Here is an 11097-nt window from a genome sequence, read left to right as displayed (position 1 = left end):
CTAGTAAGCGTGTGCTGACGGTTGGATTTGATTTCAATGCTGACGCTCCGTGTCGTGGTAGTGCCGGGCTCGACATTTCCGAAGTCGACCGTCTGGAGCGTATTAGGCGTCGTGATCGTCATCTCGAGACGGGGGTTGATTACGGCACGCGCTGTCACTGTACCTGAGGCGGCAGCTGGATTTCCGGTCCCCATGTAAGTTTCGACCGTGTTCGCCACCGCGAACACACCCATTCCGGCGAGCAGGGCCAAGGCCACCGCCGCTACTATCATCGTCTTGGTCTTCATCTTTGCTGCACTTCCTTTCGGTTGGTGACGCCCACTTTTCGACTGGACACGGTGTCCGTCTGATTCCTACCGGTTATATCGGGCGTTGTGACGGTGCCCACAATAGACAATCGACGAGGGGGCGGATGCCCGGACGAGCGGTTATTCGACGCCAGCCACTCAGGGGAGCGCGAGGATAGACGGACTCCAAGCGGGATGAACGGCATTGAGCAGGGGGTTTTCAAGTCGCCTCTGCATTATTCCGATGATACGTAGTGGCTCATACTGTCCAAATGACGCCCTCCATAGGCATATAGCTTGCTCCAATCAAGGACGATGCGTGTGACGAAGTCGATTCAACCCGATAGCCGCTTGACCCGCCTGCCACGGCGATTCGCCTTGGTGGTGGCTATGTTGTTGCTTCTGGCGACCGGTTTATCGCTGCATCGCGCAGAAGCACTGGTCCATCCGGTGACCATCACCATCAACGGTGATTTCACTGACTGGACAACCGTCCTGGCAGGCCCCGAGAACACACGCAACGACACAGTCGGAACCGCTGACCCTGATCCGCAACACACCCAAGCGGATATCTCGCGGGTCGCAGCGACGTTCGATGCCACGCACCTATCGGGCTATGTTCAGCTTGACTCGACGTCGTTGAATCAGCCGAGGAACATCAGGGCTCACATCGACCTTGACGGCGATGGAAGGATGCAAGCCACGGATCCAGTGGCCATCATCACTTTCCGGGGCAACCGGGGCCAACACAGGGTTCTTTGGGCGCCCTATATTCCGCAGGATCCGGCTGGAGACCTGTTGCTTGGAGACGGGAACAGGCCTCCGGGAACCATAGGCACCCCCGTTCGGGTCGAGGACGCTTCCTTCGCATCATCGGACATTGTCAGCTCGCAGATCGAGTTCCGTATCACATGGACTCGCCTGGGTGTTCCTGCTGGCAGTCCGGTGAACATCCAGCTTGCTGCTCTGCCCAGCGCAACGAACGATTTCGACCTCAGGATCACCGATGTCGACAACGCCCCAGTTATCTCCCTGCGCCACTTCGGCGTGACGGTCGCTCCGAACAACACGGGAGCTGTAGCTGCGGGAGACACCGTGAGCTACACCCATACGGTCACGAACACCGGTAACGGCACCGAGAGATTCAATCTGACGGCCACCTCGTCACTGGGGTGGGGCCTGCAGATCCGTGACACCGCTAGTGGCGTTGCAACCTCGGCGGTGTTTCTCGCCAGAGGGGCGAGCAGAAGCATCACGGTGCTGGTTTCCTCCCCGGCAACTGCGGCAATCGGGTCGAGCGACGTCACCACTTTCCGGGCCAGGCACTCGACCAGGACGACCATCACGGCCACAGCCACCAACACTACGCGCGTGATCCACCTGGGGACCTACAGGGATGCCGGTCACACCGTCTCGGCGAACCTGTTCAACAGGGGTGATACCGTCTTCACGCGGGCGACGGGCTTGCTGCCGGGCTCGCAGGTGCGGCTCAGGTGGCTCGACCCCGCTGGGACGCAGGTCGCACAGAGCGCCACGATCACCGTATCCGCGGACGGTCGGGCTTCGGCGAGTCATGTCATCACATCGACCGCTCCCTCAGGGAGGTGGGCCGTCGCGCTCATCAATGTAGTTACCGGCGTGGAGATCGAAAGGCTGGAGTTCGATGTGGACCCAGGGGTGATGCTGTCGCTGACGATTCCTGGTGCGCTGGTCGATTTCGGGGCACTGACGCCTGGGGTGCCATCGCCGACCAGGTCGGTGGACCTCGTCATCCAAGCGAGCGTGCCCTACACTCTGACGCGCGTCGTCTCGGGACAGGTCAGCGAGATGGGTCTCACGATATCGGGGGATGCAAGTCGCTCGATGCCTGCGGGCAACACCACGATCACCGACACCCTGCAGGCCACAGCACCCTGGACGACCGACCCTGAGATCCCGCTCGAGGTCACGATCAGCTACACGCTGGTGCATTAGGGGCACGCGGGGTCGGGGCTTCGGGCGTTGGGCGACCTCAGTTACGCAGCGACCCCAGGGGCGCCGGAAAGCGGCCGCCTCGGCGGACAAGCTTGGTGCCCGCCCACGGACCGACCGACATCACCGGCGCGGATCCGAACAGGCCCCCGTACTCGACCAGGTCACCGACGTCTTTGCCGATCGCCGGGATCAGTCGCGCCGCGCTCGTCTTGTTGTTGATGACCCCGATCGCGCAGGCGTCCGAGATGATCGCTGCGATCGTCTCGGCAGGTGTATCGCCGGGGATCGCGATCATGTCGAGGCCCACGGAGCAAACGGACGTCATCGCCTCGAGCTTCGCAAGGGTCAGCGCGCCATCGAGGACGGCGGAGATCATGTTGGCGTCCTCGGAGACGGGGATGAATGCGCCTGAGAGGCCGCCGATGCTCGACGTGCCCATCGCGCCCCCCTTCTTGACGGCGTCGTTCAGGAGCGCCAGCGCAGTGGTGGTGCCCGGGCCGCCGCAGCGCTTCACGCCGATCGCCTCGATGATCGCAGCGACGCTGTCGCCGGGCGCGGGTGTGGGAGCGAGCGACAGGTCGACGATGCCCATCTCGACGCCGAGTCGGCGGGCGGTCTCGCGCGCGATGAGTTCACCAGCCCGCGTAATCTTGAAGGCGGTGGCCTTGATCGCCTCAGCGACTGCGGTCAGGTCGGCGTCGTCAGGCAGCGACTCGACGACCGCGCGCACCACTCCGGGGCCGCTGATGCCGACGTTGATCACCGAATCCGGCTCTCCGGGGCCGTGGACCGCGCCGGCCATGAAGGGGTTGTCCTCGACCATGTTCGCGAAGACGACGAGCTTGCCGCAGCCGAAGGAGTCGTTATCGGCGGTGGCATGCGCGGTTTCTAAGATGACCTCGGCCATGCGCAGGACCGCATCCATGTTGATGCCGGCCCTGGTCGAGGCGACGTTGACAGACGCACACACACGCTCGGTCGATGAGAGCGCAGACGGGATCGAGTCGATGACCCGCCGGTCGCCTTCGCCGATGCCCTTGTGCACCAACGCCGAGAACCCGCCGATGAAATCGACGCCCACCTCGCGCGCCGCGCGATCCATCGCCTGCGCGACGACCGTGAGGTCCTCGGCATCGCATGCCGCCGCGAGCTGTGAGATCGGCGTCACGGCGATCCGGCGGTTTACGATCGGGATGCCGTACTCGCGCGAGATCGCCTCGGCGACGGGGACGAGTCGCTCGGCGCGTCGGCAGACAAGCGAGTACACGTTATCAGCGAGCTTGGTGGTGTCAGGATGCGCGCAGCCGTCGAGCGACAGGCCGAGCGTGACGGTGCGGATGTCGAGATTCTGCTGCGTGACCATGAGTAGCGTCTCGAGCACCTCTTCGGGGGTGATGCGCATGCGGCCTCCTCGGCGGGTTAGATGCGGTGCATGAAGTGGAAGACGTCCTCGCGCTGTAGAGTGACCTGCATGCCGAGCTCATCTCCGACCTCGGCCAGGCGCGTTTGCACGGCTTCGAAAGACGCGGCGTCCTCATCGACGGTGACGAGCATGGTCATCGAGAAGATGTCGCCGATTATCGTCTGGCGGATGTCTTCGATGTTGGCGCCCGAGTCGGCCAAAGCGCCGGAGATCGCCGCGACGATACCGACCCTGTCCTTGCCGAGCACAGAAAGAACCGTCTTCACATGCATGACTCACACCTCACATCGATATAATGTCTGTCGGACGGGCGAAGCGGCCCGTTGCATCCAGCTTACGACATCCGGACGGACTTGGCCCATGGCTGTTCCCATCATACCAGTGAAGATCGGCGACATGGTGCGCCTGAAGAAACCGCATCCCTGCGGGGCCAACGAGTGGGAGGTCACGCGCGTCGGCGCCGACATCAAGGTGCGGTGCGCAGGCTGCGATCGGCAGGTCATGATGGAGCGCCGGGAGTTCGACCGGAGGTTTCGCGGGTTCCTCGGCGGATAGTGGGTGCAGGCGGGAAGGCGGCCTGCCGAAGAGCGACCTGCGAGCGCGCTCACGAGCCGCCATCGACGCCGGGGGTGTCGCCGGGGCTCGACACCGCATTGACCTGGATGTGCACGTGGTCTCCGCCGCACGCTGTGTAGTCGCCGAGCTGGTGGTCGATCACGTTGGAGAGCAGGCGCACTTTGGCGATGGGGGTCTGTCCGCCCACCACGCTGTCACCCACAGACACCTGCGGATCAGCGATGTGTATCAGCACAACGTTGACGCCCGGGCGTCCAGCAGGCTCGATGTGGATCTCGTGGTCGTCGTGCGCGTCGTACAGCCGATACGGCTGGATGGCCACTACCCGACCCGTCACCGGTGCCAGGACCGTCGTCCCGGGGGCTGCGCCGATGTCGACGGCGGTGTTTGGCGGGCCACGTCGGTTGGTGCGCCACATGCGCAGGACCTGGCCCTGCAGCGTCTCGATCCCGTCTGCCGAGGTGGTCACCGTGGGCCGTGGCGCAGAGCGGTTCGCGGCCGCGAGCGTCATGTCGGCGTCAGGCAGCAGGGAATCGATGGCTTGCGCAACGTTGCCGGAGGCCTGGTGGTAGGCGATCGCGACCAGTGCCGTTGGCTCGACCGGCAGGTAGAGCTTCAGGTCCTGGTAGGAAGCGAAGTGAGGCGTCGAGGTCGCATCGTGGGCGCTGACGTCGATGCTCGGGCTAGGGTCGCTAGCCGCCGCCGAGGGTGCCGAAGGGGCTGCAGAGGGTTCCTCGGCAGTTAGGCGCCACCCCACGATCGACGAGGCCAGCACCAGCAACGCGAGCGCTATCAGCCGCGCACGCACAGTCCGCTGGCGGTGGCGCCTTGCGGAGAGGCGGCGCGATTCGGCGGCCATGCCTTGTATGTAGTTTCCTTCCGGAATGACGAACGCCTTTCAAGGATTCGGGCGGCTGACGGAGAACAGTATACCTGTGGCGGACCGGTAGCCTCTAGATGCTCTTGTCCGGAAAGCCACCAAGGGTCAGGGGTTTCGATCCATGGAGAAGCTGGAGACCATACTTCGCGCCGAAGCGACGTCACGCCGCTCGCTTGAGGCAGCGCGAGAGCACGCACAGGACCTGCTGAAGGAGGCCCGGGCTCAGGCGGAGCTTATCGCCATCGAGGCCGAGAAGCAGGCCGAGGATGCCGCAGAGACCATCCGGGTACGCAACCTCACCGATGCCAACATCGAGGTCGAGATCGTGTCGGCGCGATCGAAGACGCAGCTAACGGCCCTAGTCGAGGCGGCCGAGGCCCGATTCGACGATGCCGTGACCGCAGTCGTGCTAGAACTGACGGGCGGTAGATGATGGCGATCGCGAGCATGCTCCGCATCGAGGTCATCGGGCACCGATCGCTGATCGCAGAGACGGTGACGCTCCTGCAAGATATCGGTGTCGTAGACATCGCGCGCCTCGATGTCGAGCTCGAGGGCATCAATCGACCCGCTCTTGACTCGTCGCACTGCCAAGAACTTGACGAGCGGATCGCCCGGGCACAGTTCGTGGAGGGTTTCCTCGGCAGATACCATGTGGGCCCGGGCTCAGGCGGAGCTTATCGCCATCGAGGCCGAGAAGCAGGCCGAGGATGCCGCAGAGACCATCCGGGTACGCAACCTCACCGATGCCAACATCGAGGTCGAGATCGTGTCGGCGCGATCGAAGACGCAGCTAACGGCCCTAGTCGAGGCGGCCGAGGCCCGATTCGACGATGCCGTGACCGCAGTCGTGCTAGAACTGACGGGCGGTAGATGATGGCGATCGCGAGCATGCTCCGCATCGAGGTCATCGGGCACCGATCGCTGATCGCAGAGACGGTGACGCTCCTGCAAGATATCGGTGTCGTAGACATCGCGCGCCTCGATGTCGAGCTCGAGGGCATCAATCGACCCGCTCTTGACTCGTCGCACTGCCAAGAACTTGACGAGCGGATCGCCCGGGCACAGTTCGTGGAGGGTTTCCTCGGCAGATACCATGTGGCCGATGTGCCCTTCAAAGCCTTCATCTCCGAGAAGATCCATCTGACCGAGGACGAGTACGAAGCGCTTCGGCTCGACGAAGGGTTTCCGGAGCTGTATCGCGAGTGCGAAGAGATTGCGGCGAGGCTCGCGAGGATCGACAGGGAGCGAGCGCGGCTGGAGGATCTGATCGCCGAGCTGGCCCCGTGGAAAGCGGTCGATGTCGAGATATCGCAGCTCAGGGAATCTGGACGGGTCGCATTTCTGGCTGGCACGGTGCCGCTTGTACACGGACCGCGGATACGACAGGAGTTGCGTGAGGCGGCGGCGGATGTCGCCGTGGACGAGGCGGGGCGTGCAGGAGACCGCGAGGCTTGGGTCGTCATGGCATACCAAGATCGCATTGACGAGGCCCGGAGCGTTCTGGCTACGAACGGCTTCGAGGAGGCGTCGTTCCTCTATCTCAAGGGGCGACCTGCCGCCGAAATTGCGCGTGCCCGGGAGGGGTTGCGCAACATTGCCCTAGAGCAAGTCGAACTCACGCAGCGAGCGCGAGAGCTGGAATCCGAGTATGGCCGAGCGGTGGGGCGCGTTCAGGCGCTGCTCAGCATGCGGGATGCACTGACCATCCGGGACAACTTCGTCGCCACAGAGCAGGCATTCGCGCTTGAGGGTTGGGTGCCGGGGCGGATGAGAGAGGCCGTCGAGGAGCGCCTCGGGCAGCTCGACCCAAGCTTCGAAGTGGTCTTCAAGGCGCCCGAACAAACGGATGCCGTCCCAGTCGCGCTCGAGAATCCGGCATGGCTGCGTCCCTTCGAGGTATTGACCGACCTCTATGGCCGACCACGCTATGGAGACATCGACCCGACCCCGCTGCTAGCGGGATTCTTCTTCCTGTTCTTCGGATTGTGCATCGGCGATGCGGGCTACGGTGCAGTCCTGATGATCGCTTGCTACCTGATGAAGTCGCGGCTGGATGTCGCGCCCGGCGTGAAGCGGTTCATGGACCTGATGATTGCGGGTGGTCTGGCGTCGATCATCATCGGGGTGCTTACAAGGAGCTACTTCGCCCTGCCTGCCGAAAGCCTGCCGACACTCCTTCGCTACGAGCCGCTCATCGATCCGCTGCGGGATATCGTGTGGATGCTCGTCGCGTCCGTTGCAATCGGTGTGGTCCATGTCCTCTTCGGAGTGCTGGTCAACGTGTACAGGTTGATCAAGTCGGGCGATTGGCCCACGGCGGTGCAAGACGACATCTCGAGCTTGCTTCTCCTGGCGGCGATAGCGATCGCGGCGCTGACGCAACAGGCGATGTGGCTTGCATGGATCGGCGCGGTTGCCGTTGCCCTCAAGGGGCGGGTGGTCGAGTCCCTGATAGCGCGCAAGTTCAAGCAAGCACTTCTCGGCGTGGGGAAGGGCCTGGTGGGGCTCTATGGGATCACCGGGTACCTGTCGGACTTCCTGTCATACACGCGCCTTGTGGCACTGGGGCTTGCGAGTCTGCTGGTGGGACAAGTCATGAATACACTTGCCGAGATGGTCTCGGGGGCCCCTTGGGGCATCGGGTTGGTGGCAGCGGCTCTCATCCTGGTCATCGGCCATACGTTCAATATCGTCATCAACATCCTGGGGGCGTTCGTCCACTCGGCGCGCCTGCAGTTTGTGGAGTTCTTCGGCAAGTTCTATGAGGCTGGTACAAGTAATTACACGCCATTCTCCCGAAGATCCAAGTCGCTTGTTCTGCACCCGGCTGCGGTGCGGAAGGAAGGAGGGAAACCCTCGTGATGGATTTCGTCTGGCAGATGTCGGGAGTGGAGTGGGCGCTGCTCGGGGCCGTCTCGGCTGCAATCGGAGGAGGGATAGGCTCTTCGATAGGCATCGCGGCTGTCAGTGGCGCAGCAACCGGGGTCGTCTCGGAGGACTCGAGTAAGTTCGGGCGACTATTGCCCCTGGCTGCGATGCCAGGAACGCAGGGCATCTACGGCTTCATCACTGCGCTTCTGGTCTTCATCTTCATCGGACTTTTCGAGGGAGACCCTGCGTTGACCGCGACCGAAGGCATCAGGGTCTTCCTGTCGTGCTTGCCCGTTGCGTTCGTCTGTCTGGTCTCAGGCATCTATCAAGGGGTTACCGCGATCGGGTCGGTGGGGATGGTGGCCCGCCGGGACGAGGAGGCCGGCAAGGCCCTGATCTTCCCTGCGCTCGTCGAGACCTACGCAGTGTTCTCGCTCATCCTCAGTGTGCTGATGCTGACCATCGTGACTGGATGACGCATGGCGCTCAAGGACATCCTGGGCCGCATAGACAGTGAGACTGAGGCCGAAGTTGCGCAGATCCTCTCGGCTGCCCGCGAAGAGGCAGACAGATCGCTCGAAGCGGCCCGTGACGCCGCACACGGACTCGCCGAAGATCGACTAGCGAAGGCCACGAAAGCCGCCGAGGAAGAGGCTGCTGCGATGGTGGCTGCGGCAAGGATACGCGCTCGGGACAGGCTCATCGCCGAGAAGCGGGTCTATCTCGAGAGAGCGCTGCGTGAAGCGGTCACACGCATCGAGTTCGGGGATGCGGGCGAATACGCAGGCATCCTCTGCGCCCGAGCGATCCCGCTACTGAGGGGCAACGAGAGCGTGGAAGTCGGCACCAGCGAGCCAGGATCGCTCAGGGACTCGATCGCCCGAACACTCGCCGAAGCCGGGTGCGGCGACGTGGAGGTCGGCGTCACCGATCAGGTCGACAAGGGCTTGCTCCTGCGAGGCGAGCGCATGTATGTGGAGGTCTCAGTCAGCACGATTGTGAACGAGGCGAGGTCCCAGCTGGAGTCTGTAGCAGCCGAGGTGCTTTTCGGCAGCGAGTGTAAGGAGCCATTGTGAGCATGGTCCGCGACTCGCTCCGTTATGGGCATGCAGTGGGCCGAGTCCGCGTGAGGGAGACCCGGCTGCTGTCGCGCTCGCACTTCGAGCGGCTACTGGATGCGGCGACCTTCTCGGATCAGCTTCGCATCCTGTCGGACACGCCATACGGCGGGCACTTCGACGGCGTCTCCAGCATCGAGGGATTGCAGGCTGCGATGGATCGCGTGCGACTGCAGTTGCACGACGACTTGCTGGGGCGGTCGGGGCTGCCAGAGCCGATCACGCGCTTCTTCGCACTTCTCGATGGCTATCAGGAGGCGCGTAATGGAACTGCCGAGAACCCCGCCGAGTGGGCCGCCGATATCGCACTCTACAAGGAGATAGTCGCCACTGCCGAGGCCAGCGGGTGCGCCAGCCTGCGCGAGCTTGCCGCTCTGCTGGCTGACGTCGCCAACCTGAAGGTGCTCGTGAGATCGAAAGCCAGAGGCGAAGCGGGAAGTTGGGACCCGGAGATGTTCGTTCCGGCCGGTGCGATCACCCAAGAGCGGCTAGTGGCACTCCATCGTCTACCCGCCGAGGAAGTGGCGGCGCAACTCGCCGCCCTCGATCTCCTCAAAGGAATCGATCCGCAGCAAATCCTCGATCCTGCCCGCTTCGATGTGGTCGCCGATGTGGTCGTAGCGTCGCGGATGCGAGAGTCCTCGGCGTTGGTAGCGGCAGGGGCGGGGCCCGTGATCACCTATGTGGTCCTGCAGCGCATCGAGATGATCGTAGTACGCACGCTCCTGGCTGGAGTGATGGCTGGCGTCTCCCGCGACCTGCTCAGAACCAGGTTCAGGGAGATCTTCAGATGAAGCAGATGAGGGCGGCCGTCATCGGCGAGGATATAAGCGCGGGGGCGTTCAGATCGCTGGGATTCGAGGTGTTCCCCGCAGCGATCCCCGAACAGGCGCGCGAGGCGTGGACGGCCTTGGACATCGACGAATACGCAGTGATACTCGTGACCGAGCGAGTCTACGAAGGCGTGAAGGACCTGGTTGCCGCGATTGCGGGTAACCCGCTACCGGCGGTCACCGTGATTTCCGGCACCGGTGGCCGAGGCGGGGTAGGACAGGACAGGATCGATCGCGCGATCGAGAAGGCACTGGGAACGGCGGTATCGATTCGGGAAGAGGCTGGTTAGATGGAGCAAGGCAGGATCGTCAAGGTTTCAGGCCCACTCGTGGTTGCCGAAGGACTCGGGACGTCGAAGATGTACGACCTTGTCCGAGTGGGCGAAGAGGGACTCATGGGCGAGATCATCGAGATGCGCAGGGATCGCTGTTCGATCCAGGTGTACGAGGAGACGGAGGGTCTTGGCCCGGGACATCCGGTGGTATCGACTGGGGCGCCGCTATCGGTCGAGCTGGGTCCCGGGATGCTTGGCGCAGTCTACGACGGCGTCCAGCGTCCGCTCGATGCGCTCGAAGCCCAGGCGGGAGCGTTTTTGACCCGCGGGATGAATGCGTTTGCGCTCGACCGCGAGCGAAAGTGGTCCTTCCACGCCACCGCGAAGGCGGGGGCGCGCGCCACCGGAGGCGATGTGATCGGAGTCGTACAAGAGAACGAGGTGGTGAGTCACAGGATCATGGTTCCTCCTGGAATCACCGGGCGGATCGAGTGGATCGAGAGCGGCTCGTACTCGGTCTCCGATACGATCGGGCAGATCCGCGATGAGCACACTCTTGAATCGAGCGACCTTTCGCTGATGCAGAGGTGGCCGGTACGAGTGCCCAGGCCTTACGCCAAGCGGTTGCCGGTCGTTTCACCGCTCGTCACCGGGACCCGTGTGATCGACACATTCTTCCCGCTGCTCAAGGGGGGTGTAGCGTGCATTCCGGGACCGTTCGGAGCCGGTAAGACCGTCACGCAGCATCAGATCGCCAAGTGGTCCAACGCCGAGATCGTCATCTTCATCGGCTGCGGTGAGCGCGGCAACGAAATGACCGACGTCCTCATGGAGTTCCCGGAGCTCATCGACCCTCG

The 11097-nt window shown here is 63.4% G+C and carries 14 protein-coding genes; 10 read left to right on the top strand and 4 right to left on the bottom strand.

The window, feature by feature from the left end; genetic code table 11:
• Positions 1-287 (bottom strand): hypothetical protein (locus tag M1617_04150; GenBank protein MCL5887483.1); only part of this gene is annotated, 287 nt, incomplete at its 3' end.
• A 321-nt stretch (positions 288-608) separates the two neighbouring features.
• On the opposite strand from M1617_04150, the gene M1617_04145 reads away from it, so the two are divergent.
• A complete protein-coding gene (locus tag M1617_04145; protein ID MCL5887482.1) occupies positions 609-2261 on the top strand; it encodes a hypothetical protein in 1653 nt (550 codons plus the stop codon).
• A 37-nt stretch (positions 2262-2298) separates the two neighbouring features.
• Here the strand turns inward: M1617_04145 and M1617_04140 are convergent, their stop codons facing one another.
• Together M1617_04140 and M1617_04135 are read right to left on the bottom strand one after the other, a co-directional pair.
• Complete coding sequence (locus M1617_04140) at positions 2299-3663, bottom strand: PFL family protein (GenBank protein ID MCL5887481.1); 1365 nt, start codon at positions 3661-3663, stop codon at positions 2299-2301.
• A 17-nt stretch (positions 3664-3680) separates the two neighbouring features.
• Positions 3681-3950 carry an ACT domain-containing protein gene (locus tag M1617_04135; protein ID MCL5887480.1) on the bottom strand — a complete coding sequence of 90 codons (270 nt, stop codon included), beginning with the start codon at positions 3948-3950 and terminating at the stop codon, positions 3681-3683.
• 94 nt (positions 3951-4044) lie between these two features.
• On the opposite strand from M1617_04135, the gene M1617_04130 reads away from it, so the two are divergent.
• Positions 4045-4239, top strand: a complete 195-nt coding sequence (locus M1617_04130) for a DUF951 domain-containing protein (GenBank protein MCL5887479.1) — start codon at positions 4045-4047, stop codon at positions 4237-4239.
• A gap of 49 nt (positions 4240-4288) precedes the next feature.
• On the opposite strand, the gene M1617_04125 is transcribed toward M1617_04130, so the two are convergent.
• Positions 4289-5119, bottom strand: a complete 831-nt coding sequence (locus tag M1617_04125) for a M23 family metallopeptidase (GenBank protein MCL5887478.1) — start codon at positions 5117-5119, stop codon at positions 4289-4291.
• Positions 5120-5261: 142 nt separating this feature from the next.
• On the opposite strand from M1617_04125, the gene M1617_04120 reads away from it, so the two are divergent.
• The 8 genes from M1617_04120 to M1617_04085 all read left to right on the top strand — a co-directional run.
• Positions 5262-5573 carry a hypothetical protein gene (locus tag M1617_04120; protein MCL5887477.1) on the top strand — a complete coding sequence of 104 codons (312 nt, stop codon included), beginning with the start codon at positions 5262-5264 and terminating at the stop codon, positions 5571-5573.
• 108 nt (positions 5574-5681) lie between these two features.
• Positions 5682-6017 (top strand): hypothetical protein, encoded by a 336-nt coding sequence (locus M1617_04115; protein MCL5887476.1) that lies wholly within the window; start codon positions 5682-5684, stop codon positions 6015-6017.
• Positions 6014-8005, top strand: a complete 1992-nt coding sequence (locus M1617_04110) for a V-type ATP synthase subunit I (GenBank protein MCL5887475.1) — start codon at positions 6014-6016, stop codon at positions 8003-8005. Before M1617_04115 ends, M1617_04110 begins: the two co-directional genes overlap by 4 nt.
• The gene (locus M1617_04105) at positions 8005-8490 is read left to right on the top strand and encodes a V-type ATP synthase subunit K (protein ID MCL5887474.1); all 486 of its coding nucleotides are present in this window, start codon (positions 8005-8007) and stop codon (positions 8488-8490) included. The genes M1617_04110 and M1617_04105 overlap by 1 nt, the downstream gene beginning before the upstream one ends.
• A 3-nt stretch (positions 8491-8493) precedes the next feature.
• Entirely contained in the window at positions 8494-9090 is a 597-nt protein-coding gene (locus M1617_04100) for a hypothetical protein (protein ID MCL5887473.1), read from the top strand.
• Between the two features lie 2 nt (positions 9091-9092).
• A complete protein-coding gene (locus M1617_04095; protein ID MCL5887472.1) occupies positions 9093-9926 on the top strand; it encodes a V-type ATPase subunit in 834 nt (277 codons plus the stop codon).
• A complete protein-coding gene (locus tag M1617_04090) occupies positions 9923-10255 on the top strand; it encodes a hypothetical protein (GenBank protein MCL5887471.1) in 333 nt (110 codons plus the stop codon). Before M1617_04095 ends, M1617_04090 begins: the two co-directional genes overlap by 4 nt.
• A partial coding sequence (locus M1617_04085; protein MCL5887470.1) for a V-type ATP synthase subunit A occupies positions 10256-11097 on the top strand: 842 nt, incomplete at its 3' end.

The organism is Actinomycetota bacterium (assembly GCA_023488435.1).
Lineage (GTDB): Bacteria > Actinomycetota > Coriobacteriia > Anaerosomatales > UBA912 > UBA912.
Note: the sequence above shows the minus strand (reverse complement) of the source record. Positions and strands in the feature narration are given on the sequence as shown.

What these genes read in the sequence shown, in the direction of transcription:
- M1617_04140 (MCL5887481.1), bottom strand. Translation starts at nt 3,663, where the DNA reads ATGCGCATCACCCCCGAAGAGGTGCTCGAGACGCTACTCATGGTCACG.
- M1617_04130 (MCL5887479.1), top strand. Translation starts at nt 4,045, where the DNA reads ATGGCTGTTCCCATCATACCAGTGAAGATCGGCGACATGGTGCGCCTG.
- M1617_04125 (MCL5887478.1), bottom strand. Translation starts at nt 5,119, where the DNA reads ATGGCCGCCGAATCGCGCCGCCTCTCCGCAAGGCGCCACCGCCAGCGG.
- M1617_04120 (MCL5887477.1), top strand. Translation starts at nt 5,262, where the DNA reads ATGGAGAAGCTGGAGACCATACTTCGCGCCGAAGCGACGTCACGCCGC.
- M1617_04115 (MCL5887476.1), top strand. Translation starts at nt 5,682, where the DNA reads ATGTCGAGCTCGAGGGCATCAATCGACCCGCTCTTGACTCGTCGCACT.
- M1617_04110 (MCL5887475.1), top strand. Translation starts at nt 6,014, where the DNA reads ATGATGGCGATCGCGAGCATGCTCCGCATCGAGGTCATCGGGCACCGA.
- M1617_04105 (MCL5887474.1), top strand. Translation starts at nt 8,005, where the DNA reads ATGGATTTCGTCTGGCAGATGTCGGGAGTGGAGTGGGCGCTGCTCGGG.
- M1617_04100 (MCL5887473.1), top strand. Translation starts at nt 8,494, where the DNA reads ATGGCGCTCAAGGACATCCTGGGCCGCATAGACAGTGAGACTGAGGCC.
- M1617_04095 (MCL5887472.1), top strand. Translation starts at nt 9,093, where the DNA reads ATGGTCCGCGACTCGCTCCGTTATGGGCATGCAGTGGGCCGAGTCCGC.
- M1617_04090 (MCL5887471.1), top strand. Translation starts at nt 9,923, where the DNA reads ATGAAGCAGATGAGGGCGGCCGTCATCGGCGAGGATATAAGCGCGGGG.